Source organism: Nocardia sp. NPDC058480 (assembly GCF_042720495.1).
GTDB lineage: Bacteria > Actinomycetota > Actinomycetes > Mycobacteriales > Mycobacteriaceae > Nocardia.
Window position 1 is genome coordinate 455,029 of the sequence record NZ_JBHXMN010000002.1, and the last position, 23,369, is coordinate 478,397.

The 23,369-nt window shown below is 68.2% G+C and carries 21 protein-coding genes; 14 read left to right on the forward strand and 7 right to left on the reverse strand.

All coding sequences use genetic code 11. The annotated features are described in order from the left end of the window. The first annotated feature begins 1 nt into the window (after position 1). The 6 genes from ACFWO8_RS07700 (at position 2) to ACFWO8_RS07725 (ending at position 7,215) form a co-directional block, all read left to right on the forward strand. Positions 2-2,359: a hypothetical protein gene (locus ACFWO8_RS07700; protein ID WP_378945351.1), complete on the forward strand. Its 2,358-nt coding sequence runs from the start codon at positions 2-4 to the stop codon at positions 2,357-2,359. Then, positions 2,356-2,664: a transposase gene (locus ACFWO8_RS07705; protein ID WP_378945354.1), complete on the forward strand. Its 309-nt coding sequence runs from the start codon at positions 2,356-2,358 to the stop codon at positions 2,662-2,664. Before ACFWO8_RS07700 ends, ACFWO8_RS07705 begins: the two co-directional genes overlap by 4 nt. A 61-nt stretch (positions 2,665-2,725) precedes the next feature. Beyond that, positions 2,726-4,381 carry a peptidoglycan DD-metalloendopeptidase family protein gene (locus ACFWO8_RS07710; RefSeq protein ID WP_378945357.1) on the forward strand — a complete coding sequence of 552 codons (1,656 nt, stop codon included), beginning with the start codon at positions 2,726-2,728 and terminating at the stop codon, positions 4,379-4,381. After that, complete coding sequence (locus tag ACFWO8_RS07715; RefSeq protein WP_378945360.1) at positions 4,378-4,944, forward strand: hypothetical protein; 567 nt, start codon at positions 4,378-4,380, stop codon at positions 4,942-4,944. Before ACFWO8_RS07710 ends, ACFWO8_RS07715 begins: the two co-directional genes overlap by 4 nt. Positions 4,945-4,975: 31 nt before the next feature. Beyond that, on the forward strand, positions 4,976-6,802 hold the full coding sequence (locus ACFWO8_RS07720; protein WP_378945363.1) for a type IV secretory system conjugative DNA transfer family protein: 1,827 nt from the start codon (positions 4,976-4,978) through the stop codon (positions 6,800-6,802). Next, positions 6,799-7,215, forward strand: coding sequence for a DUF4913 domain-containing protein (locus tag ACFWO8_RS07725; RefSeq protein WP_378945367.1), 417 nt, complete (start codon positions 6,799-6,801; stop codon positions 7,213-7,215). Before ACFWO8_RS07720 ends, ACFWO8_RS07725 begins: the two co-directional genes overlap by 4 nt. Before the next feature lie 42 nt (positions 7,216-7,257). On the opposite strand, the gene ACFWO8_RS07730 is transcribed toward ACFWO8_RS07725, so the two are convergent. Together ACFWO8_RS07730 and ACFWO8_RS07735 are read right to left on the reverse strand one after the other, a co-directional pair. Then, entirely contained in the window at positions 7,258-7,842 is a 585-nt protein-coding gene (locus tag ACFWO8_RS07730) for a hypothetical protein (protein ID WP_378945370.1), read from the reverse strand. A 239-nt stretch (positions 7,843-8,081) separates the two neighbouring features. Next, positions 8,082-8,978 (reverse strand): peptidylprolyl isomerase, encoded by an 897-nt coding sequence (locus ACFWO8_RS07735; RefSeq protein WP_378945373.1) that lies wholly within the window; start codon positions 8,976-8,978, stop codon positions 8,082-8,084. 85 nt (positions 8,979-9,063) lie between these two features. Between ACFWO8_RS07735 and hisS the strand changes: the two genes are divergently transcribed. Together hisS and ACFWO8_RS07745 are read left to right on the forward strand one after the other, a co-directional pair. Further along, positions 9,064-10,335 (forward strand): histidine--tRNA ligase, encoded by a 1,272-nt coding sequence (hisS, locus tag ACFWO8_RS07740; protein WP_378945376.1) that lies wholly within the window; start codon positions 9,064-9,066, stop codon positions 10,333-10,335. 168 nt (positions 10,336-10,503) lie between these two features. Then, entirely contained in the window at positions 10,504-11,151 is a 648-nt protein-coding gene (locus ACFWO8_RS07745) for a hypothetical protein (RefSeq protein WP_378945380.1), read from the forward strand. Positions 11,152-11,190: 39 nt separating this feature from the next. Here the strand turns inward: ACFWO8_RS07745 and ACFWO8_RS07750 are convergent, their stop codons facing one another. Further along, complete coding sequence (locus ACFWO8_RS07750; protein WP_378945383.1) at positions 11,191-12,204, reverse strand: Rv2578c family radical SAM protein; 1,014 nt, start codon at positions 12,202-12,204, stop codon at positions 11,191-11,193. Positions 12,205-12,417: 213 nt separating this feature from the next. On the opposite strand from ACFWO8_RS07750, the gene ACFWO8_RS07755 reads away from it, so the two are divergent. Next, the gene (locus tag ACFWO8_RS07755) at positions 12,418-13,266 is read left to right on the forward strand and encodes an SGNH/GDSL hydrolase family protein (RefSeq protein ID WP_378945387.1); all 849 of its coding nucleotides are present in this window, start codon (positions 12,418-12,420) and stop codon (positions 13,264-13,266) included. A gap of 12 nt (positions 13,267-13,278) precedes the next feature. On the opposite strand, the gene ACFWO8_RS07760 is transcribed toward ACFWO8_RS07755, so the two are convergent. Beyond that, on the reverse strand, positions 13,279-14,253 hold the full coding sequence (locus ACFWO8_RS07760; RefSeq protein WP_378945393.1) for an NAD-dependent epimerase/dehydratase family protein: 975 nt from the start codon (positions 14,251-14,253) through the stop codon (positions 13,279-13,281). A gap of 192 nt (positions 14,254-14,445) precedes the next feature. On the opposite strand from ACFWO8_RS07760, the gene ACFWO8_RS07765 reads away from it, so the two are divergent. Then, positions 14,446-14,763 (forward strand): type VII secretion target, encoded by a 318-nt coding sequence (locus ACFWO8_RS07765; RefSeq protein WP_378945397.1) that lies wholly within the window; start codon positions 14,446-14,448, stop codon positions 14,761-14,763. Next, complete coding sequence (locus ACFWO8_RS07770; protein WP_378945401.1) at positions 14,760-16,391, forward strand: hypothetical protein; 1,632 nt, start codon at positions 14,760-14,762, stop codon at positions 16,389-16,391. Before ACFWO8_RS07765 ends, ACFWO8_RS07770 begins: the two co-directional genes overlap by 4 nt. A gap of 57 nt (positions 16,392-16,448) precedes the next feature. Here ACFWO8_RS07770 and ACFWO8_RS07775 read toward each other — a convergent pair whose 3' ends face one another. Together ACFWO8_RS07775 and ACFWO8_RS07780 are read right to left on the reverse strand one after the other, a co-directional pair. Then, the gene (locus ACFWO8_RS07775; protein WP_378945404.1) at positions 16,449-16,943 is read right to left on the reverse strand and encodes a hypothetical protein; all 495 of its coding nucleotides are present in this window, start codon (positions 16,941-16,943) and stop codon (positions 16,449-16,451) included. Positions 16,944-16,990: 47 nt separating this feature from the next. Further along, positions 16,991-17,914, reverse strand: coding sequence for a neutral zinc metallopeptidase (locus ACFWO8_RS07780; protein WP_378945407.1), 924 nt, complete (start codon positions 17,912-17,914; stop codon positions 16,991-16,993). A 208-nt stretch (positions 17,915-18,122) separates the two neighbouring features. Here ACFWO8_RS07780 and aspS point away from each other — a divergent pair, with 208 nt between their 5' ends. Further along, positions 18,123-19,937, forward strand: coding sequence for an aspartate--tRNA ligase (gene aspS, locus ACFWO8_RS07785; protein ID WP_378945410.1), 1,815 nt, complete (start codon positions 18,123-18,125; stop codon positions 19,935-19,937). A 76-nt stretch (positions 19,938-20,013) separates the two neighbouring features. Continuing rightward, on the forward strand, positions 20,014-20,982 hold the full coding sequence (locus ACFWO8_RS07790; RefSeq protein ID WP_378945413.1) for a DUF389 domain-containing protein: 969 nt from the start codon (positions 20,014-20,016) through the stop codon (positions 20,980-20,982). Between the two features lie 2 nt (positions 20,983-20,984). Here the strand turns inward: ACFWO8_RS07790 and ACFWO8_RS07795 are convergent, their stop codons facing one another. Continuing rightward, positions 20,985-21,857, reverse strand: coding sequence for a hypothetical protein (locus tag ACFWO8_RS07795; RefSeq protein WP_378945416.1), 873 nt, complete (start codon positions 21,855-21,857; stop codon positions 20,985-20,987). A gap of 340 nt (positions 21,858-22,197) precedes the next feature. Here ACFWO8_RS07795 and ACFWO8_RS07800 point away from each other — a divergent pair, with 340 nt between their 5' ends. After that, the gene (locus ACFWO8_RS07800) at positions 22,198-23,367 is read left to right on the forward strand and encodes a phosphotransferase family protein (RefSeq protein WP_378945419.1); all 1,170 of its coding nucleotides are present in this window, start codon (positions 22,198-22,200) and stop codon (positions 23,365-23,367) included. Positions 23,368-23,369: the final 2 nt, after the last annotated feature.

Sequence of the window (23,369 nt, forward strand, 5' to 3'; positions counted from 1 at the left end):
TATGGGACGCGACTACGAACCCCCGGTGCGCGATCGCGACGATGTCGCGTTGCGCCCGGTCCACCGGCCGCCGCGCATTCGCGGCGAACGCGAGCCACGGCCCGCGGGGAGCGCGCCGCGCGTGAGCGACGACGTGCTCGGCCTCGACGAGCGCACCGAACGCGACGAGCGCGAGAGCTCGTCGCGGGGATCACGCACGGCCGAAGAACGTCCGCCGGGCGAGCGCAGGTCGCGCGAGGAACCGCGTGCCGACCGAGGTCGCCCGACGCGTCCGCGTGGTGAGGAACCGCGCAGGCCGCGCGAGGACGAGGACGGTCGCCTCCGTTCCCGTGGTGACGAGATGCGCGGTCGCGGTGACGGATCGCGGGCAGCCGGCCGCGACGGTGCGGGGGAGCGGCGCGCTCGGCGCCCGCATCCCGATGCCGATCGGGCCGCCAGGGCGCGGGCCGAACGTGGGCTGCGCGAGGAGGACCACGGCCCACGTCTGGAACATCAACGTCCCCAGGGTGATCCGCGTCGACGGCCCAAGCAGGCCGAACCCAAGCTGACGAAGAAGAAGCCGAGGCCGGCGAAGGCGGTACGCGCGATCCGGCCCGACGAGGCCGCCGACCGTGCGATGGGTTCGGGTCGGTCCGTGAAATCGACCAAGCCGGACCGGCGTTCGCAGTCCGGCCCCACGCTGCTCGATGACGCCACCCGTGCCCGCTACGAGATGATCGCCCGCGAGCAGTCGGGCCTGCGCGCGGCCTGGGCGACCTTCCGCATCCACACCGACGACCTGCGTCGCAACAACGCGCAGGCGCGGACCGATGCCGTTGTCAAAGACGGATTCGACCGCACCACCGCCGAATTGACCGACCGCGGATACTCGGGCGCGGGCGGCGGCAAGATGAACGTCGTCGGCCGCCCGGTGGAATATCGGGCCACCACCGCGCAGGTGGCGGGTCTGTGGCCGTGGTCGGTCGGTGCCGGTGCGCCGCTGATCGGCACCCCGCTCGGCTCGCATCTGCACACCGGCGCCCCGGTCTGCTTCGATCCGATGAACTGGTTCATGCGCGGCAGCTTCATCACCGCGCCCAGCCTTTTCGTGCTCGGCCTCAACGGTTTCGGCAAGTCGTCGTTGGTGCGTCGGATCGTGCTCGGCGGCATCGCCCAGGGCATCACCCCGCTGATCCTGGCCGACGTGAAACCCGACTACCGCAAGATGGTCGAACTCGTCGGCGGCCAGGTGATCGACCTCGGCTACGGGCACGGCAAGCTGAACCCACTGGCGGCGGGTGTGCTCGGCTCGGTCGTGCCGCGCCTGGAAGACCAACCCGCACTGCAACGTCAGGTGCTGCAGGATCTGCGGGCCAGGCAGGTGACGCTGATCGCGGGTCTGGTGGAACTGGTCCGCGGCGCTCGCGTCGCCGACTTCGAGGAAACGCTGATCGCCACCGCGCTGCGCATCCTCTACCAGCCGGGCGGCTTCACCCCCGACAAACCACCGATCATGGAGAACCTGCTCGAGGTGATCGTCGGCGGCGGCGCCGAAATGATGCTCGACGCGGGCGCCGACAACGCCGACGAGTACCAGAACGCGATCAAGGGTCTGCGCCGATCACTGCGCGCGCTCACCCAGGGCCCGTTCGGCGCGATCTTCAACGGCCAGACCAGCGTTCCCATCGATACCGGCGCCGTCGCGGTGTGCATCGATGTCTCGCACATCCCCAGCGGTGACAAGAAGCTCAAGGCCGCGGTCATGCTGGCCTGCTGGGCCGACGGTTTCGCCTCCGTCGAGGCCGCGCACGTGCTGGCCGACGCCGACCTGGGCCCGCAGCGCTACTTCCAGGTGGTGATGGACGAGCTGTGGCAGGTGCTCGGTCTCGGCGACTTCATGGTCGACCGCGTCGACGAGCTGACTCGTCTGCAGCGCGGCCTCGCCACCGCCTTGATCATGATCAGCCACACCATCAAGGACTTGCAGGCGCTGGGCTCGGACGCCGCGATCGCCAAGGCCATCGGCTTCCTGGAACGCGCGCGCGCCAAGATCTTCGGCGCGTTGCCCGGCGAGGAGATCAGCAGGCTCGACTCCACGGTGCCGTTCACCTCGGCCGAGCAGGAGATGGTGACCAGTTGGTCGGCGCCGCAAGCACTCACCGGTGAGGCGCTCAAGCCCGGCCAGCAGCGGCCATCGCCGCCCGGTACCGGCAAGTTCCTGCTGAAGGTCGGCGAGGATCGCCGGCCCGGCATTCCTTTCCACATGGAGTTCACGGTGTCGGAGCGAGAAAGCGGAATTCACGACACGAACCAGCGCTTCAGCGAGTTCGGCGACAACCCACGTGGCACTCCGGACTACTCGAACGGGAGTGAGCAATGATGCCGCACCGGTCCTATCGCCGGGTCTCGCCGGAGGTTCGCAATGCCGCCGTCGCCCAGGTGGTCGCGCTGACCGACAAGTTGCGCAGCGAATCCGAGGCTTGCCGGATGGTCGCCGACCAGATCGGCGTGCACGCCAATTCGGTGCGCAACTGGGTCCGCGCGACGCAGGACCCGAGCCTGGACCGGATGGACGCCACCGCGCTACGCCGCAAAGTGGCGCTGCTGCAACAACAGCTGGCCGCCGCCGCGGAGATGAACCGCACGCTCGCCGACACGCTCAACGAGTCCCGGCGCCGCACATGAACCCCGCCGCGGCAGGCGTTGTTACAGTCGGCGCCCGGCGCGGTACCCGGGGAGGCGGCCGGTGAACTTCCGCACGATCATGATGACCTCGCTCGGCTCGGTCGTCGGATTGGTGGCGCTGGTGCTGGTGATTGTGCTGCCGTCTTCGGACGAGACCTGCGAGACCGGCGATGTGCTGGTCGGATCGTCGGTGCCCACACTGCCCCAACTGGGCGGTGACCATCGCGCGGGCGCGACCAGTGCTGCCGCACCTACCTCGAATCCGGCGGTCACCGGCACTCCGGTGCTGGCGGCCGGCGTCGGTCCGCTGCGGCGCACGCTGCCGCTCGAGATCGGCACATTCACCGTCTCCGATGTGTTCGGTTCGCGCGGCGGCGATCACAAGGGCATCGACATGGCCGCCACCGACGGCACCACGATCTACTCGGTCTCCGACGGCCGCGTCGTCGCCGCCGGTGCCGCTTCGGGTTTCGGCAACTGGATCGTCGTGGATTCGGTCGACACCAACGGTCGCGCCTACTCCGCGGTCTACGGCCACATGTGGGACGCGGGCGTCAGGGTGCGCACCGGCCAGACGGTGACCGCGGGTCAGCCGATCGGGATGGTCGGTTCGGCGGGCGAATCCAGCGGCCCGCACCTGCATTTCGAGATCGTGCCCGGTGGCCGGTTCACCGGCGGTCGTCAGATCGACCCGATGCCGTGGCTCGACGGCGCACCGACCCCGGATGTCGGTGGCGCGCGGGCATTTTCGAGCGATCCGAACTGTGTGCGCGGATTCGGTAGCGCCGGTGGGGCACTGGCCGACGGGAAGGTGCCCGCCGAACTCGAGATCTGGTATCGCCGCGCGGGGACCGTATGCCCGGAGATCTCGTCGTCGCTGCTGGCCGCACAGGCCAAGCAGGAGTCGGGATTCCGGCGCGGACTCACCTCGCCCGCTGGTGCCCAGGGCTTGGCCCAGTTCCTCCCGGGCACGGCGGCGAGTATCAATCCCGACGACGGTCAGCCCTACGTCATCGATGCCGACGGCAACGGTTCGGCCAGCGTGTGGGACGACGGCGACGCGATCATCGGCCAGGCCCGCTACATGTGCTCGATCGCCCACAAGATCGCCGGGTGGCTGGCCGCGGGGCGCGTCTCGGGCGATCTGACCGCACTCACCCTGGCCGGATACAACGCCGGTGAGGGCGCGGTGCTGTCCTCCGGTGGCATGCCCAATCAGTATGCGGCGCACTATTCCGAGACCAGGCCCTACGTCACCAACATCTTGTCGATGGAACCGCAGTACCGGGCGCCCGGCGCGCAAGGCCGATTCACCCCCGGGCAGGGGTCCGGCGGCGAACAGATCGTCGAGGCCGCCCACGACTGGCTCGGCACACCGTACGTATGGGGTGGCGGCGGCGTGCAGGGACCGAGCGGTGGCGGTTTCGACGGGCCGGGACTGACCGCCGCGGCGGTGTTCGCCGCCTCCTCGGGCGCGGTCACGTTGCCGCGCACCGCCGAACAGCAATGGGAGGCCGGGCGGGAGGTACCGATCGCGAAGGCGGCGGCCGGTGATCTGGTGTTCAGCGGCTTCGGACGGCAGGGGCCGACCCAGGTCGGGATCTACGCGGGTAACGGTCAGGTGATCCAGGCGGTACCGCCGACGAGCAACCGCGGCGGCGGGGGTGTCGCCGAGGTGGCTGTGCCCGGCGACGCACGGGCGAGGAGGGTGTTGTGAGCGCGCGACCAGCGATAACCTGGTGGGAGAGAACGCGAATCCGCACAACCGGGGCGGTGATGCTCGTGATGGTCCTGTTCTCGGTTCCCGCCTGCGGTGGCGACGCCGAGCCGACGCGGCCCGAGACCACCCCCACCACCCGCCTGCTCGAAGCCGCGGTCGACCCGACCACTCCCGACGGGGTCGCGGTCGTCGCCGTGCGCGAGGTCTACACCTGGAACCCCGCGACCGAGCAACCGGGATCCTCGCTGCAGCGCGCGCGAGAATGGCTGGGGCCCAGCATGATACGTATGCTGGACAGTTCGATCGGCGCCACCGAAACCCCGAAACCGTCGCTGCAGTGGGCCGACTGGGCGAAGGCGAAAGCGCACGTGGAGGCGTTCACCTTCGCCTCGGGGGAGCCGGCGCCCGCGAGCGCCGATCCCACCGTGGCGCAGTACAAGATCGGCATCGAACAAACGGTCGTCTACCCGAACGGACGCACCGAAGCCCTACCGCCGAGCACGGTCATCGCGACCGTGGTGCAGACGCCGCAAGGCTGGCGCCTCGACGCGTTCCGCTGACCACCAACCACGTCCACACAAGGAGGCACCCGTGGCGAAGAAGAAGGTGACGGATCCGGCCGCGGTCGGACCCGACACAACGCTGATCATGATCGTGTTCGGCTTCGCGGCGCTGTTCACCCTCGCCGCCGCCCTGCACCTGGGCAACGCGCTGGCGGTTGTGCCGCAGAGCATTCCGGCCAACCCGATCGCGGTGGTGGCCGATCTGGCGCGGGGCAAGCTGCACTGGCCGCGCGCGTCGACGGTGATCGTGCTGTTGGTGATCGCGACGGCCATCGCCTATGTGGTGATCCGCAAGCGGTTGAAGAAGCGGGCGGTCGCGGGGCGGTTGGCGATCGACGACAAGGCCGACCACATGGGTAGTGGCAGTGCGATCGGGTCGATCACCGAGGCCGGGGTCCGGGAGAAGGCGGCTGACCTCGGAATGAAGTTGGGCACCAACGATTCACCCGGTGTGCCTATCGGTATCGCGGTCGCGGACGGATCCCAGCTCTACGGCTCTTATGAAGACCTTCACCTCGATATTTGGGGCCCACGTCAGGGCAAGTCATCCTCACGAGTAATTCCGGCGATCCTCTCCGCGATCGGCCCGGTACTGGCGACATCGAATAAGCGTGACGTTGTCGACGCGACCCGTGATGTGCAGGAAGCCAAGGGCAGTCGCACTTTCGTGTTCGACCCGCAGGGCGTTGCCGGTGAACGACCCACGTGGTTCTGGGATCCGCTGGCATGGGTCAACCACCGCACCGAAGGCTGCGAGATGCGGGCGGCGCGGTTGGCCGGCCATTTCGCCGACGCGGAGACTGGCGCCAGTGCCGACGACAGTGACAGCTTTTTCGGCCCGGAGGCCGAGGATCTGCTCGCGGCGCTCTTCCTCGCGGCCGCGATCGCGGGAAAACCGATTACGCAGGTGTGGGAGTGGGTGACCAATCCGCAGGACACCGAGCCGATCCAACATCTGCGTGATGTGGGCCACCACTTCACCGCCTCCGGCCTGGCCATGCAGTACAACGCCGAACAGCGCACCAAGAGCGGTATCTTCGGGTACGCCAAGAAGATGATCCGCTGCCTGCAACTGTCGAATGTGCATCCCTGGATCACCCCGGGCAACGAAACCCGCCGACAATTCGACGAGCTCGAGTTCATCGAGCGCAACGGCACGCTGTATTGCCTGTCGCTCGAGGGGCGCGGGTCGGCCGCCCCGCTGGTCAGCGCGCTCACCGAGGCCGTCATCGACGTGGCCACGCGCAAAGCGTCGCAGTCCTCCGGTGGGCGGTTGCCGATCCCGCTGCTGGCTGTGCTCGATGAAGCGGCCAACGTGGTGCGCTGGAAGGATCTGCCCAAGCAGTACAGCCACTTCGGCTCGCGCGGCATTGTGGTGATGACCGTGCTGCAGTCGTGGGCGCAGGGTGCGCGCTGCTGGGGGGAGGACGGAATGAACGCGCTGTGGTCGGCCGCCAACATCAAGGTGCTCGGCAGTGGTGTCGACGATATGGCTTTTCTCCGCGACCGCTCCGAGGCCATCGGCGAGTACGACTCGATCTCGTCGTCGATGTCGCAGTCGGGCAACAGCAAAAGCTATTCGCGCTCGCTCTCGTCATCGGTGACGTTCACCGCGCAGGGGCTGGCGACGTTGCCACGTGGTCGCGCCATCGTCTTCACCTCCGGCCAGCCCGCAGTGCTCGTGCGGACGGTGCCGTGGTGGGAATCGAAATATGCCGACGCGGTCAAGGAATCGATCGCGTACAACGATCCGACACGCAAGACGCGCATCGACGACCTGTTCGGGTCGCCTACGCTCGCGAAATCCATTCCGCCGGACGAAATCGGTGAAGTCGAGGAGGTCAAGCCGCTGTGAGCGAAGATATTTCGGGTACAGGCAAGCAGGGACGGGTCTATGCCGGTGTGACCGAGTTCGTCGGCGAATATTTGAGCCAGCTCTACCAGCGTCAGGTCACCGATATCAGTGACACGGTGTGGTGCCCCGAATGGTGGCGCCATCCGGAGGCCGCCGTGCGCTTGGATGCGTTGTGGCAGGCGTGGGAGCACTATCGGATGAAGGGCGGCCCGGGCATCAGTGTGTGGTTCCTCGAACATGCCGACCCGCATATGACCAAGCTGTTCGACCCGCGTGGGCCGTTCAAGTACTGCAGTGTGCGCAACGGACACAAGGAAATGCTCTCCTCGTTGCCGTTGAAGAAACCGGACTTGGATCTATGGACCGAGCCGGAGAACGGGCTGTGGGACAAGGGAGATGCCCGCGGCGCATGACCTGAACCCGACCTCGGCGGCACCCGTCCGGGACCGCCGAGGTCAGCGGCCGCGTTCGACCCCGCGTTCGATCCCGAGTTCGATTCCGCGTTCCAGGCCACGTGCCCGCACCTGGGGGGTCCGGGTTGCTGCGTCGCGCAGACGAATCGCCTCATCCGGCGAGATTCCGTGGCCCATCTCGACCAGCATGCGCACTTGGCTCAGCTCCGGGGCAACGCCCGCCCGCTGCAGATGTGCCGCGATCGCCGCGCGCCGCTCGGTGGAGTCGTAGGCCGCTGCCTGTCCGACGTTGGTCGAGCTCCCGGTGGCGCTCGACGCGAAGGGGGAACCCGACTCCTTGTTGAGGCTGATGCCGCGCGATTCCACACCGCGTGATTCCACCGTGCGCGAACCCACCGACATCATCTGCACGAGTTCGATATTGCGTGGATCCTTGGCCTTGAGATCGCGCGCCTCGCGGATCTGCAGCTCCCGCGCTTCCTTCATCTTGGCCTCGATCGCCTTCGCGCGTGACTCGGCGTCTTTCTGGCCGTGTTCACGCGACTTGAGGGCGACCAGGGTGGCCATCTGCAGCATGGTGCGCATCATGGACGCCGTTTCGCTGCCGATGTCGTCGAGTTCCGCCATGACTGCTCCCCGATGCTGCTGTGGAAGTGGACATCTGAGCCTACCGCGCGAAGGACACAGTGTGATGTCCGGCGGGTCCGGTGACGGCGGAGAAAATGCGGGTGGGCGGGTTGCGGGCCGAATTGATCGAAGGGTTGCCTAGCCTCTGATGATCTTCTTCGCACGTCGGGGCCCGAAAACCGGAAACGGACCGGACACGCGAGCGTGTCCGGTCCGTTTTGTCGTCGAGAAAAGCGGTGTCAGCCCACCTTGACAGAGTTGAACGAGATCGGGATGGCGGGTCCACCGTCTTCCGCGCCACCCTTGACGCCGCCGCCCGCGACCTTGTCCAAGGTGGCGAGTCCGGCCTCGTCGATCGTGCCGAAGATGGTGTAGTTCGGCGGCAGCTGGGTGTCGCCGAAGACCAGGAAGAACTGACTTCCGTTGGTGCCCTTGCCCTCGGGCGAGGTGCCCGCGTTGGCCATGGCGACCAGGCCGCGCTTGTAGTTCACCGGCTGCTGCAGTGCCGGGTCCTCGGCGGCGAACAGGTCGGTCGGGTACTCGTTGTCGAAGCTGTAGCCGGGGCCGCCCTTGCCGGTGGCCGTCGGGTCACCGCACTGCAGGATGCCGAAGCCCGGCGTTGCCACGATGCGGTGGCAGCTGGTCTTGTCGAAGTAGCCCTGCTGGGCCAGGCTCACCAGCGAGTTGACCGTGCACGGTGCCTGTGCGCTGTTGAGCGACAAACCGATCGGCCCCTGCGTGGAATCGATCGCGACCTTCACCTCGGGACCATCGGTGGCGACCGATGTCGTGGCGGGCGCGGTAACGGGCTTCGCGGGGGGCTCCTGGCCCACCGGGTAGCTGCAGTCGACGGTCGCGGGCTTGGCCGCGGGGGGCGGCGGACCGGGGATGTCCAGGGGAGTGTTGACGAACTGGGTGGTCGGCACGGCCGAGGACGTCTCGGCGTTCGTCGCCGCGTCGTCGTCGCCCCTGGTGAGGAAATACACGCCGGTCGCGGCGGCCGCGACGACTATCACACCCAGTACCGAGCCCGCGATCGTCAAGCGCTTGCGCTTCTTCTCCTGCTCGGCCCGTCGTACCAGCTGGCGCTCCAGCTTGCGCTTGGCCGCCGCCCGTCGCTGTTCGTTACTCGGCACTACCGCGTTCCTCCCGTGTCGTCAGGTTCGTCTAGAGGGTAACCGGTTGGACGCGGGGGGCGCCCGTGGGGAAAACTGGACCATCGTGACCAAGACCAGCAGCTTCACCGCCCCGAAGGGGGTCCCCGACTACCTGCCGCCCGGTTCGGCCGAGTTCGTCGCCGTACGCGACGGCTTGATCCACGCCGCCCGCCTCGCGGGGTACGGGCATGTCGAGCTGCCGGTATTCGAACAGACCACCCTGTTCGCACGGGGTGTCGGCGAGTCGACCGACGTGGTCAGCAAGGAGATGTGGACCTTCGCCGACCGCAACGGGGAAAGCTTCACCCTGCGTCCCGAAGGCACCGCGGGCGTGATGCGCGCGGTGATCCAGCACGGTCTGGACAAGAGCGGTCAGCTGCCGGTGAAGCTCTGCTACGCCGGACCGTTCTTCCGGTACGAGCGCCCGCAGGCCGGTCGCTACCGACAGCTGCAGCAGGTCGGCATCGAAGCCATCGGCATCGACGATCCGGCACTGGACGCCGAGGTCATCGCGATCGCCGACGCCGGTTTCCGCTCGCTGGGCTTGGACGGATTCCGGCTCGAGATCACCTCACTCGGCGACGAGACGTGCCGTCCGCAGTACCGCGAACTGCTCCAAGAATTCCTCCTCGGGCTGCCCCTCGACGAGGAAACCCAGCGTCGCGCGCTGATCAACCCGCTGCGCGTGCTCGACGACAAGCGTCCCGAAGTTCGCGAGCTGACCGCGAACGCGCCGCTGATGATCGACCACCTCTCGGAGTCGGCGAAGGCCCACTTCGAGCAGGTGCTTGCCCACCTCGACGCGCTCGGCGTGCCGTATGTGGTGAACCCGCGCATGGTGCGCGGCCTGGACTACTACACCAAGACCACGTTCGAATTCGTGCACGATCAGCTCGGCGCGCAGTCGGGCATCGGTGGCGGTGGGCGCTACGACGGATTGATGGCCGAACTCGGCGGACAGCCGCTGTCGGGCATCGGTTTCGGGATCGGTGTCGACCGGACCGTGCTGGCACTCGCGGCGGAGGGCAAGTCGGCGGCCGATCCGGCGCGCTGCCAGGTCTACGGCGTCGCGCTCGGTGACGCTGCCAAAGCGAAGCTGGTCACGCTGGCCGGCGAGCTGCGCGCTGCCGACATCAGTGTCGACCTGGCCTACGGCGGACGTGGGATGAAGGGCGCGATGAAGGGCGCCGACCGTTCGGGGGCGAAGTACACCCTTGTGCTCGGCGATCGCGATCTCGCCGAGAACACGATCGGCGTCAAGGAGATGGCGACGGGCGAGCAGCGGTCCGTCCCGCTCGACGGCGTAGTCGCGGTGCTGCGCGAGGAACTCGGGTAGTCGGCTCGGCGCTGGGCGATCGAACCGCTGTCCGGGTGGCCGCGCGGCGCGGCGTTATCGAGCGCGGAGTTGGATCACCGACTCCGCGCTCGGCTGCTGCGGCCGGTGGGGCGCGGTAATCTGACCGCGCCTCACGCCGGGCGGGCCGGTGGGGGTGGAGAGGCACTCGTGGACGGGCAGTCCGGGCAGTCGGCGGCGACGGAACCGGTCGGTATCGACCTGGTGGCGCCCGAGGTGTTCGCGCCGATGTTGCGCAGGCTCGCGCTGGCCGCGTTCGGCGTCGGCGTCGGGGCGGGGTTGCTGTCGGCGGTATGGCTGAGCTGGCCGTACGCGATCCTCATCGGACTGGTGGTCGCGGTCCCGACCATCGGCTATGTGTTCGCGTTCCAGCGTCGGCGAATGTGGTTGAGCGGCACCGTGATCCGCGCACACCGGCTGTTCGGTGAACACACTGTCGACCTCGTCGACGCCACCGGCGTGCACCTGCTGGTGTACCCGGCCCGGCTCAGCCGCATCGTCTTGCGGGTCACCGCGGGCGGCGACACCCAGTTGGTGCCACTGGCGATGTACACCGACGTGGGCAGCGGCCGCGAACTGCACCTACTCGGCTTGCGCAAACTCGCCGACGCGCTCGCCGCCAGCGAACTCGTCGCCGCCATCGCGATCTCGGAAGTGCTCGTGCGGCAGTTGCGTGCCGAGGCCCGCGACGCCGGTCTCGACGAACGCCCGCTGTACAACGCCGTGCAGTCGGTGCGCGGCAAGGACAGTGTCTCGCCGGTGGTGCTCACCGATTCCGAGGTCGCCGCACTCGGCTGAGCCTCGCCGTTCGCGGACGGCGCTGTGGTCGAACCCGGGTCAGCCGAAGAGGGCGAGCTGCGCGTCCTGCGGTGTGGGTGGGGGAGCGGGTGGGGTGGTGGGGCCTTGGATTCGGCGCAGGCCGTGGTGGTCGAGGAGGGGGTTCACGCGGTCGCGCAGCCAGTCGCGATAGAGAGGGGTGACGTTGCCGCCGCGGGCGTACAGCTGGCGGTAGCGGCGCATGAGTGCGGGGTGTTCGGTGCCGAGCCAGGTGAGGAACCAGTCTCGGGTGGGGCCGCGCAGGTGCATCGGGAAGGCCATGGCGCTGGTCGCGCCCGCGTCGGCGATCGCCGCGAACAGGGCCTCGAGGTGGGCTCGGCTGTCGGTGAGACAGGGGATGATCGGCGCCGCCATGACGTGGACGGTGAAGCCGGCCTCGGCCAGTGCGCGGACCAGGTCGAGTCGGGCGCGGGGTTCGGGCGTGCCGGGTTCGAGGCTGTGGTGCAGGTCGGGATCGAGGATGGCGATCGACACCGCGACACTCACCTCGACCCGCCGGGCCGCCTCGGTGAGCAGCGGGAGATCGCGGCGCAGCAGGGGACCTTTGGTGAGGATGGAGAAGGGGGTGCCCGAATCGGCGAGTGCGGAGATGATGCCGGGCATCAAGCGGTATCGGCCCTCGGCGCGCTGATACGGGTCGGTGTTCGTGCCGAGCGCCACCGCCTCACGCTGCCAGGACCGTCGCATGAGTTCGCGGCGCAGTACCGCGGCGATATTGGTTTTCACCACGATCTCGGAATCGAAATCCTCGCCCGCGTCGAGGCCGAGATACTCGTGGCTGCCACGCGCGAAGCAGTAGCGGCAGGCGTGTGAGCAGCCACGCATGGGGTTGATCGTCCAGCGGAAAGGCAGAGCGGAGCTCTCGGGCATCTTGTTCAGCGCGCTCTTGCACAGCACCTCGTGGAAGGTGATGCCGTCGAACTCGGGGGTGCGGACGGAGCGAACCAGCCCGGCCCTGGTCAGGCCTGGCAATGCGCCGTCATCGGCGCCTAGGGTCTGGGCTTGCCACCGCACCCAACGAGTCGAACATGCGTTCGACTGCGTTGTCAAGCGTGACTCGGCACCTCCGCCGATGGCACGATCAATTGGCTGAGCCACTGATGCGCCGCCACCGTGGATTGGCAGGGCTTCGGCGGTGTCATTCGTTCGCGGCGCGGGTAAAATGGCTGATGACGGACCGTTCGGCCCGACGGTCTGTGGTGTCGGTGTCCAGGTAAGAAGTGTTCGATGGAAAGGCCGTTGCTCGTCGCGGTCGTCGCTCAACTCGTCGTCGGCCTGCTGTTTCCGGGTGCCGCCTCGGCGCCCGCGATGTCCTATGTCGCGCTCGGTGATTCCTACACCGCCGCGCCGGGGCTGCTCGAACCGGTGCCGGGCAGTCCGCCGTTGTGTACCCGATCGGTGTCGAACTATCCGCATCGGCTGGCCGCGGCGACGGGGTGGGAGCTCACCGATGTCAGCTGTGCGTCGGCAGCCACCGCGCACATGACCACCGCCCAATATCCCGATCAGCCACCGCAATTCGACGCGCTGTCGCCGCGGACCAGGGTCGTCACCTATCAGATAGGCGGCAATGACGACAATCTGTTCCAGACGATGGTCATGTCATGTATCGCGGTCAATCTCGGTAATGCCGCCGATGTCGGCGCACCGTGCCGCGACACCTGGGGGTCGCGGTTCAGCGACGACATCGCGGTCAACGAGCCCGCGATGGGTGCCGCCATCGCGCGCATCGCGACACTCGCCCCGAACGCGCGCGTGTACGTCGTCGGATATCCGGCGGTACTGCCCGAATCGGGGCGCTGCTATCCCCAGATCCCGCTCAGCACCGGCGATATCGCCTATGCGCGGGGTGTCGAACAGGAGCTCAACGCCGCGTTGCGGCGACAGGCCGAAGCCAACGGCGCGAGCTATGTCGACATCTACACCCCGGGCATCGGGCACGACGCTTGCCGTGATGCCGCGACGCGGTGGGTCGAGCCGCCGGTGCCGGGTCAGCTCAACGCGACACCGGTGCACCCCAACGCCGCGGGGCAGCAGGCGACGGCGGACGTCATCCGCGAAGCGGTGGCGGCGTAGGGGTGTACGGGGTCAGACGGTGCGCGGTGCGCGCAGGAAGTCGACCAGATCGGCGATGGTTTCCTCGGTCGGGCGAGGACGGTAGCCGAGTTCGCGTTCGGCCTTGCCGTGATCGACGATCGGCGCCGAGAGCAGCGCGCCGAGTGCGGCCTTGGACAGGACGTCGGAGCCGAGGCGCCTGCTGATCGGCTCGAGTACCGGCAGCAGCGCGCCGAGTGCCTTCGCGGGAACGGCGAAGCGTGGACCTTTGGCGCCGGTGCGAGCCGCCGCGATCCGGCAGAAGTCGATCATCGTGGTCATCTCGCCGCCGAGCAGGTAGTTCTCACCGGTGCGGCCCTTCTCGCCGGCGAGGATCAGGCCCTGCGCGACGTCGCGCACGTCGACCAGGTCGAAGCCACCGCCGATCATCACCGGAACCTTGCCGCGCATCGCCTGGGCGGCGATGGTGTTCAGTCGCGACAGTCGCTCGGGGTGATCGACCGGGCCGTAGACGCCGGTCGGATTCACGATCACCGCGTCGAGCCCACGCTCGATCACTGGGCGCAAGGCCAGTTCGCCGGACCATTTCGACCGGTCGTACACCGGCAGGCCGGGATCGTCGGAGCGGCTGGAGGTCTCGTCGATGTGTCCGCCTGCCCGATACTGATCGAAGGCGTGGATCGAGCTGGTGTGCACGAACCGGCGCACACCCGATTCCAGCGCCGCCTCGGCGGTGACGCGCACGCCTTCGGTGTTCACCCGCCACGCGAGATCGTTGCGTTCGGCGAGGGTGATCAACGCGACGAGGTGGTAGACCACCTCGGTGCCCGCCAGTGCCGCACGCATCGACGCTGGGTCGAGCACGTCGCCGTCGACCCAGGTCACGGCCGGATCGGCGGTGGTAGGGGCTGCGCGGTCGATCGCGACGACCTCGTGGCCGCGCTCGAGGAGCAGAGGGATCAAGTTGGTACCGAGGTAGCCGGCTGCGCCGGTCACTGCGACCTTCATGTGCCCGAGGATATAGAACATGTTCTAGTTTTGAAAGTGGACCACGCGGATCGAAGGTGGCACGACTCGAAAACTGTCGGGGAGTTCGGCTATATTTGGCGCCAATCGCAGTTGGATGGTCGCGTCGGGAGTTTCGCGTCCGTCGCTCGCTTCTGTCGAGCAGACTTTTCACGACGAGTTGGGGGATTTCGCATGACCGATCTCTCGGTGCAAACCGAAGAGGTCGCTGCGTTCGCGGCGACCAATGGCGGAGTGGCGGCACAGGTCGCCGCGGCGGGCAATATCGACCTGGTTGCCAGCGTGTCGGCGGCCACGCCGGTGTTCGGCCTCATCGGCGCCGACTACCTCGCGATGTTCGCGGCCGCGCAAGCGTTGCAGGCCAAGGACATCAACGATCTGTCGGCCAAGTTCAGCTCACTCTCCGACGCGGCCTTCAAGTCGTCGGTGACCTTCGAGACGACCGATATCGACAATGCCGCCCAACTCGCACGTCAGGCTGCCGGCCTGTGAAGCCGCTGAGTTCGGACGCGGGTGTCATCGCTCCCGACGCCGCCATGGCCGCTGCCGATGCTGATGCCGCGTCGGTGATGGGCGCGGCACCTCTCGACTCGCAGGCGATCCTGGATGTGTCGCTGATGCAGGTGCCCGAGGAGGCCGCCGAGACCGAGGAAGCGGCCTTCACGCTCGCGCAGAAGATCACCGACGAAGCCCAGAACGGCAGCATGTCGCCCGCCGGGTTGGGTGGGCTCGGTGGCCTCGGCACCGGCATGCAGCCCCAAGACATCCTGTCCGGCGTCTCCGACGATGCCTCGTCCGCGCTCAGCGGCTTGCAGGGCACGGTGGCGCAGGTCGCGGCGCCCGCGTCGGCCGCCGCGCTGACAGCGTTCGACCAGGCCAAGGCCGCGCTCACCGGTACCTCGGGCGCCGGTGCCGCGAGCACCTCCGGCGCGAGCACGTCCGCCGCCGCGACGACGCTGACCGAAGACCCGGTCGCCGCGCTGATGAGCGGACTGTCGCTGCCCGCGCTGCCCGGCATCGACACCCTGTTCCAGCCGTTCCTCGACCTGCTCAGCAGCTTCGGTACCGGAGTCTTCAGCTCGCTGGACCCCACCGCGATCCTGAGCAGCTCCTCCGCGGTCATCGAACAGGCGATGAGCCTGGCCCAAGGTGGGGTGAAGACCGTCCAGCAGTTGTGGGAAGGCGAGGCCGCCGACGCGGCGACCACCGCCAGCCAGCAGGCTCAGACCCAGGGGCAGGACACCAGCCAGCGCGGCATCGACATCTCCGCGCTCACCCAGCAGGCAGCCGCTGTCGTCCAGACCGGCAACGCGCAGCTCACCACGATCGCCACCACCTTCGCGGCCCAGGCCACCGCGCTCGCGCCGACCATCATGCTGCCGCCGACCCAAGCCACCCTGATCGGCTTGGCCACCACGCATCTCGGTGAAGCGGTGTCGGTCGTGAACGTCACGCGTGGGCAGTTGATGGGCTACACCGGCGAACTCAGCGGCGTCGTCGGGCAACTCGCCAGCCAGAGCGGCCTGCCCTCGCCTGACGAAGTCCTGTCCGCGGCCTCGGAGAACATCGGCGAACCGCTGCTCACCCAGGCAGAGGAAGCCCTCACCGGCGGCGATTCCTCCACCACCGCGGCGAGCACCACCGCGGGCACCACCACTGCTGGCTCGACGACACCGTCGAGCCTCGGCACCGGTGGTTCCGGTGGCAGCGGCGGTGGCTCCGGTGCCTCGCTCGGTGCGCTCGGCACCGCGCGCGGTGGCGCGGGCGGTGGCGCGGGCGGCAGTACCGGTGGCACGCCGAGCGCGGGCACGCCGAAGACCACGGCGGCCGTGCCGGGCGCGGCGGTTCCCGCGTCGGGCCGTGCGATGACCGGTCTGATGGGCTCGGGTACCACCACGGCCGCGAGCACCGGCGGTAGCTCCGGCATGATGGGCGGCGGCGCGGGAGCGGGCGCGGGCCGTGGCAACAACGAGGAAGAACACGGTCGTACCGTGCAGCCCTACCAGAGCCGCACCGGCAACGACGATCTCACCGGCCCGCTGGGCGAATCCACGCCCGATGTCATCGGCGCCGTCCACGAGGACGAACGCGACGAGGACGCGACCGCAGACCGGTTCTGACCGACCAGGGCCTCGCCGGTGGAAACCGGCGAGGCCCTGCGGGTCAGCGTCGAACGATCAGCTCTTGAAGGCGTCGACAAGCTTCTTGTAGAGGTCGGTGAAGCGCTTGCGGGCGGCCTTCTGCTCCGGGTTGAGGCCTTCGGACGCCTCGGGGGAGTAGATCACCAGGTGGGCTTCGTCGGCCGGATCGTCGGGCATCAGGTCGATGATCTGGGTGCCCTTGTTTTCACCTGCCGGCATCCCGAAATCGATGTCCTTCAGCGCGTTGATCTCCTCGCGCGCGGCCGAGATCACGTCGGGGGCGACCTTTCCGGTCACCTTCTTGGGCGCGGTCTCGGGTTTGCGGTCCTTGCTCACGGCATCGGGCATGTGCACCGCCTTGCCATCGGGAAAGACCTGCAAGACCGGGCGCAGGTCGGTGCGCTGCGACCAGCCGTCGGGGATCGTGGTCAGGCTCACCAGCGGTAGTGGCGCCGGATCGGCATGGGCGAGTGCGCTCGCGCCGGGTAGGGCGAGAGCGCAGACGAGCAGTCCGGTCAGGGTCGGGCGCATGGGTTCCCCTCGATCGAAAGACAGTGCGTGGGTATCGCGTTCGGGGGTCAGCGTAGCCCGGGCGGGTTGTCGAGGTCACGCGCGGAATAGGTGTCGCAGGACTGCACCGACCCGGTCCGGTACCCGACGAGGAACCATTTCTGTCGCTGATCCGATGACCCGTGGGTCCATGACTCGGGATTGACGCCGCGACCCGCTGAGCGCTGGATGCGGTCGTCGCCGACGGCATTGGCGGCCGACAGCGCGTCGCGAATGTCCTTGTCGGACAGGGGCTTCAGGAAGGGCTGCCCGCCGCCCGGTGAGGGTTGCTTGTCGGCGAAGTTGGCCCAGATGCCCGCGTAGCAGTCGGCCTGCAGTTCGGTGCGCACCGCACCCGAGGTCGCACCCTGCGGATCGCGCTGGGCCTTACCGATATCGCCGAGCTGGTTCTGGATGTGGTGGCCGACCTCGTGCGCGACCACGTACTCCTGCGCCAGCGGTCCCGCGCTCGCGCCGAAGCGGTCGGTCAGTTCCTGGAAGAAGGCGGTGTCGAAGTAGGCGGTCTGGTCGGCGGGACAGTAGAACGGGCCGACATCACTGGTGGCATTACCGCACGCGGTGCTCACGGCACCGGTGAACAGCACCAGTTCGGGCTGCACGTATCTCTTGCCGGTCTGTTCGGGCAGCTGCACCGACCACACCGCGTCCAGGCTCTGCGCGGTGGCCACCACCCGGCAGTCGACGTACTTGTTCGCGTCGGCGCCGGTCTTGCAGTGGGTCGGCGTCCCCGCGGTCCCCGGCTGCGGCTGCTCGCCCTGCGCGCCGGTGAAGTTGCCGAGCACCGACCCCGGATCGCCACCCATGAGCAAGGTGATCACCAACAGGATCAGGCCGCCCGCGCCGCCGCCGAGGGCGAGTTTGCCGCCCGTGCCGGGTCCGCCACCCGAGGAAGCCCGGCCGGGATCGATCTGCATACCTTCGTTGAAGGTCATCGCGTACTCGCCTTCGCTCGGATGTCGGGCTGCCTCACAGCATGATTCACCGTCGGCGGGACCAGCGACGGCGAACAAGTGTCACAAGCTTGACACGGTCGGGTAGATATCGGTTTTCACTCGGGCACCGTGTCTCACTACGATGGCAGTGCACCCGGACATCCGCGCCGGTGCGACAAGTCCGCGAAAGTCTGTCGAAAGGAATACCGTGCTGCGCACCCACTTGGCTGGTTCGCTGCGAGGCGAGCACGCCGGTCAGACCGTCACCCTCACCGGCTGGGTGGCGAGGCGTCGTGACCACGGTGGTGTGACCTTCATCGATCTGCGCGACGCTTCTGGCGTCTCGCAGGTGGTTTTCCGCGAGGGCGAGGCGGCCGAACAGGCCCACAAGCTGCGCGCGGAATTCTGTGTGCAGGTCACCGGTGTGGTGGAACGGCGTCCCGACGGCAACGAGAACCCGGAGCTGCCGACCGGGCAGATCGAGGTCGACGCCAAGGAACTGGTCGTGCTCAACGAGAGCGCGCCGCTGCCGTTCCAGCTCGACGAGACCCCCGGCGACGAGGCCCGCCTCAAGCACCGCTACCTCGACCTGCGCCGCGAAGGTCCCGGCCACGCCATCCGGCTGCGGTCCAAGGTCAACGCCGCCGCCCGCAACGTGCTGGCCGGCCACGACTTCGTCGAGGTCGAGACTCCCACGCTCACCCGCTCCACCCCCGAGGGTGCGCGCGACTTCCTGGTTCCCGCGCGCCTGCAGCCGGGCAGCTTCTATGCACTGCCGCAGAGCCCGCAGCTGTTCAAGCAGCTGCTCATGGTCGGTGGCATCGAGCGCTACTACCAGATCGCGCGCTGCTACCGCGACGAGGACTTCCGTGCCGACCGTCAGCCGGAGTTCACTCAGCTCGACATCGAGATGAGCTTCGTGCGTCAGGACGATGTGATCCTGCTGGCCGAGGACATCCTGACCGCGCTGTGGAAGCTGGTCGGCCACGACATCGTCACCCCGATCCCGCACATGACCTACGCGGAGTCGATGCGGCGCTACGGCTCCGACAAGCCCGACCTGCGTTTCGGCGTCGAGATCACCGAGCTCACCGACTACTTCAAGGACACGACCTTCCGGGTGTTCCAGTCGGAATACGTCGGCGCGGTCGTGATGCCCGGTGGCGCGAGCCAGCCGCGACGTCAGCTCGATGCCTGGCAGGAGTGGGCGAAGCAGCGTGGCGCCAAGGGCCTGGCCTACATCCTGATCAACGAAGACGGCACCCTGGGCGGTCCGGTTGCCAAGAACCTGACCGACGCGGAACGTGACGGCCTGGCCAAGCAGGTCGGCGCCGAGCCGGGCGACTGCGTGTTCTTCGCCGCCGGTGCGGTGAAGTCGAGCCGTGCCCTGCTCGGTGCCGCACGTGGCGAGATCGCCCGCAAGTGCGACCTCATCGACCCGAACGCCTGGGCCTTCGTCTGGATCGTCGACGCCCCGATGTTCGAGCCGACCGCCGAGGCGACCGCCAGCGGTGACGTCGCCCTCGGCTACTCGGCCTGGACCGCGGTGCACCACGCGTTCACCTCGCCCAAGCCGGAGTCCCTGGACACCTTCGACACCGACCCCGGTGCCGCGCTGGCTTACGCCTACGACATCGTCTGCAACGGCAACGAGATCGGTGGCGGTTCTATCCGTATCCACCGTCGCGATGTGCAGGAACGCGTGTTCGCGGTGATGGGCATCGACCACGCCGAAGCCCAGGACAAGTTCGGCTTCCTGCTCGACGCGTTCGCCTACGGCGCCCCGCCGCACGGCGGCATCGCCTTCGGCTGGGACCGCATCACCGCGCTGCTGGCCGGCGAGGACTCGATCCGCGAGGTGATCGCGTTCCCGAAGACCGGTGGCGGTGTCGACCCGCTCACCGACGCGCCCGCGCAGATCACCGCGCAGCAGCGTAAGGAAGCGGGCATCGACGCCAAGCCCGAGGTCAAGGCCAAGGGCGACGCCACCGCCGCGCCGAAAGTTGTTCCGGCCGAGAAATAGCGGTCATCGAGGATAGCCCGGTACCTTCTGGTCAGTTCCCGTATCGCCACCGGCGATACCGATCAGAAGGGCACCGGTGCTACATCTTCGCGTGATCAGCCCGCCCGAGCAGACCGACGAGCTGGTGCGGATGCTCGAAGCCGACGCCGGCGTCACCCACCTGACGGTGATGCGCGGCGTCGCGCTCGACCCCGTGGGCGATCTCGTCCAGGCCGACGTGGCCCGGGAGGCGGGCAACACGGTGCTCGCCGACGTGAAGTCGCTCGGCATCGTCGAGCACGGCGGAATCACCCTCGGCCCGGTCACCGCGGTGCTCTCCGATGCCGCGGACCGCGCCGTCCGCGCGGCGCCCGGCGATCCGAGTGACGCGGTGATCTGGGAGCAACTGCTCAAGGAAACCCACGAGGAATCCTCGCTCAACGCCACCTTCGTCGCGTTCCTGACCATCGCCTGCCTGCTCGCCGCGATCGGTGTGGCGACCAACTCGCCGGTCACCATCGTCGGCGCGATGGTGGTCGGCCCGGAGTTCGGTCCCCTGGCAGCGCTCTCGGTGGCGCTGGTGCGCCGCAACTGGCGGCTGGCGCGGCGCTCCGTGATCGCGTTGGCGGTGGCGTTCCCGATCGCGATGGTGGTCACTCTCGGCGCGACGATCGTGTGGGAGAAGCTCGGCTGGATCACCACCGCGGGTGTGATCGACGCGCACAGCGTCGACTTCATCTACGAAGTCGGTCCGTTCTCCCTGGTCGTGGCCTTGCTCGCCGGTGCGGCGGGCATGCTGTCGCTGGTCACCGCGAAGTCGGCGGCCCTGATCGGGGTCTTCATCTCGGTGACGACCGTGCCCGCCGCCGGGTACGCGGTGGTGGCGGCCACGCTCGGACAATGGCACCGGGCGTTCGAGTCGGCGGGGCAGCTCGCGGTGAACCTGGTCGGCATTGTGATCGCCGGGGTGCTGGTGCTCGAGCTGCGGCCGAAGGCGGGCGACGACAAGGGCCCGATCGGCCGATTCAAGCGGGCCATCGGCATGCGGAGCGCGCTCGAACGCTGACCTCAGACGCGGGCCACCGGCCCCGCCGTCAGCATCCGATAGGAGTAGGTCACCGCGATCACGCACACCGGCCCCGCGACGAACAGGCCGAGCCCGCACAGTGCCGCGCCGACGACGGTGACCAGCATGACGGTCAGCGCCAGCAGCAGCGACGCCCACAGATTCGCCAGCACCAGCTGCGCGCTCGCCTTGATCGCTTCCACCGGGCCGTAGTCCTGATCGATCACGAAGTGCAGCGAGAACATGCACAGGAACCCGGCGATCACCCCCGGCGCCAGGCACAGCGACGACAGCAGCAGGGTGATGGTGAACGCCAGCAGCGAGGTCAGCAGGACATTACCCGCGTTGACGAACCGGAAGAACGACCCGAAAGCAGGTGGGTACCCGTCGGTTTCGTAGAGCGCGCCGCGCACCATCGCCGCCTGCAACAGCCACAGCGCGACGATCACCATCAAGAACAGGAACAGGACACTGAACGGTGATGTCGGTTGGACGATCTGGACGACGGCGACGAAGCCGAGATAGATCAACACCCCCACCGCGGTGACGCCGAGCCACGGACCAGGATTGGCCCGGAATCGCTCCCAGCCGTAGCTCAGCGAACGGCCGATATCGAGGGCTTGTGCTCCCGAATGGTAGTAACCGGGCGTCTGCCCACCACCGCCCGGCGACACGCCGGATGCGGGGGCCGCGGCGTACACCGGATTCTCCGGTTTCGCCTGGGGGACCGCGTAACCGGGACCGGTGCCCGCGGGCCCGTACTGCGGTGCCGACCCGCCATGGCCGGCAATCGGCGGTGGCGGCTCGACCGGCTCCTGCCCGTACTGGGCGGCGCCGGGGCCTTCGAATTGCGGATAGCCTGCGCCACCGGCCATTCCGTGTCTGCTCGGTCCCGCGCCGGAAGCCGGTGGTTGCCCGGTTCCCTCATGTCTGCCCCCGGGTCCGGCGAACTGTCCGCCACCGCCAGGAACTGGCGACCCGCCCGGAGAATCGCTCGATGCGGCGTACGGAGTGTCGGTCACTGTGATAGACCTTTCGACTCAACCGGTTTGCGGTGTGGCGCACAGCAGTTCACGATGAGAAAACCCGAAGACCGACTGATGTGTCAAGCGAACAGGCACACACGCGCAACCTCGGCGCCAACACGCCGAACGACGCGGAAAGGTTGTCCAACCGCTCGCTAGAAGTGACCGGGTACGAGTAGCTTGAAAGGCGATGACCGCACTATTGGCCGAACGCGCCGCCGACGTCGTGTCCGCAGCACAACAGTTGCTCACAAAGCGAATGGGTGCTCCGGTAAAGCTGAGTGATCCGATGGAGCTCAGCGGCAGTGGTAGGACAACCGTCCTACGCGTGCGTGTTGCGGAAAACGCATTTTCCTTGCCGCGCACGCTGATCGTCAAGCAGGTGCGCGGTTCCAGTCCTGACCGCCGCGCCGGTGGTTTGGCGCCCGGCGTCGCCAGTATCGACGCGGCGTTCCTGCGCGAGGCGGTGTCCTACCAGTTCACCACCGCGCTGAGCCGCGAGCAGCGTCCCGGTGCCTTCCTGATCGCGCACAGCGTCCCCGATCGGCTCCTCGTGCTGTCCGATCTCGGCGACAACGCGCTGCTCACCTCGGTGCTGCAGGCCCGCGTGGAGCCCGGTACCCGGAACTCGCTGATGGCGTTCGCGCAGGCGCTCGGCCGGATGCACGCCGCGACGGTCGGTCGCGAACCCGACTTCGTCGCCCTGATGCGTCGGGTCGACTCGGTGCACCGCGTCGACGGGATCGCCCAGCAGGCCCAGGCCGCCATCGCCGAGGTTCCCGGTCTGCTCGCGGCCGAGTTCGGCATCGAGGTGCCCGGCGAGATCGCCGAACGCATCGTGCACGGCAACCGCCTGTTCACCGGCGGCCGCTATCGCGCGTTCAGCCCGTCTGACCTGTGCCCCGACAACGTGATCATGAACGAGGAAGGCGCGCGGTTCCTCGACTACGAGTGGGGCGGTTTCCGCGACGCCACGCTCGACATCGCCTACGCGCTCGTCTCCTTCCCCGGCTGCCTGTGCGATTTCGAACTCTCGCGCAGCCGCGCCAAGGAAATGGTCGAGGCCTGGCGCTCGATCGTGGTCGGCGTCTGGCCGTCGCTGGCCGACGACACGGTCCTGGCCGAACGAATTCTCGAAGCCCGGTTGATCTGGGTCTGGCTGTCCACCTACTGGTTCCTGCCCGCCGACCACGCCCGTATCGCCACCGCCCGCGAACACGGGCTGTCGGTGCCGCGCTCGGAAGCCCTGATCAACCGTTGGTCGGCACTGGCCGAGGACGCCAGGATGACCGGTGACGACGCGGTCGGCGACTTCGCCGAACAGGTCTCGGCGATGCTCGAGGAGCGCTGGTCGGAGTAGCG

Excerpts from the sequence above, each read along its gene's own strand:
- ACFWO8_RS07700 (WP_378945351.1), top strand. The coding sequence starts at position 2 with ATGGGACGCGACTACGAACCCCCGGTGCGCGATCGCGACGATGTCGCG.
- ACFWO8_RS07705 (WP_378945354.1), top strand. The coding sequence starts at position 2,356 with ATGATGCCGCACCGGTCCTATCGCCGGGTCTCGCCGGAGGTTCGCAAT.
- ACFWO8_RS07730 (WP_378945370.1), bottom strand. The coding sequence starts at position 7,842 with ATGGCGGAACTCGACGACATCGGCAGCGAAACGGCGTCCATGATGCGC.
- ACFWO8_RS07755 (WP_378945387.1), top strand. The coding sequence starts at position 12,418 with ATGGAAAGGCCGTTGCTCGTCGCGGTCGTCGCTCAACTCGTCGTCGGC.
- ACFWO8_RS07760 (WP_378945393.1), bottom strand. The coding sequence starts at position 14,253 with ATGAAGGTCGCAGTGACCGGCGCAGCCGGCTACCTCGGTACCAACTTG.
- ACFWO8_RS07765 (WP_378945397.1), top strand. The coding sequence starts at position 14,446 with ATGACCGATCTCTCGGTGCAAACCGAAGAGGTCGCTGCGTTCGCGGCG.
- ACFWO8_RS07775 (WP_378945404.1), bottom strand. The coding sequence starts at position 16,943 with ATGCGCCCGACCCTGACCGGACTGCTCGTCTGCGCTCTCGCCCTACCC.
- ACFWO8_RS07780 (WP_378945407.1), bottom strand. The coding sequence starts at position 17,914 with ATGACCTTCAACGAAGGTATGCAGATCGATCCCGGCCGGGCTTCCTCG.
- ACFWO8_RS07795 (WP_378945416.1), bottom strand. The coding sequence starts at position 21,857 with ATGGCCGGTGGCGCAGGCTATCCGCAATTCGAAGGCCCCGGCGCCGCC.
- ACFWO8_RS07800 (WP_378945419.1), top strand. The coding sequence starts at position 22,198 with ATGACCGCACTATTGGCCGAACGCGCCGCCGACGTCGTGTCCGCAGCA.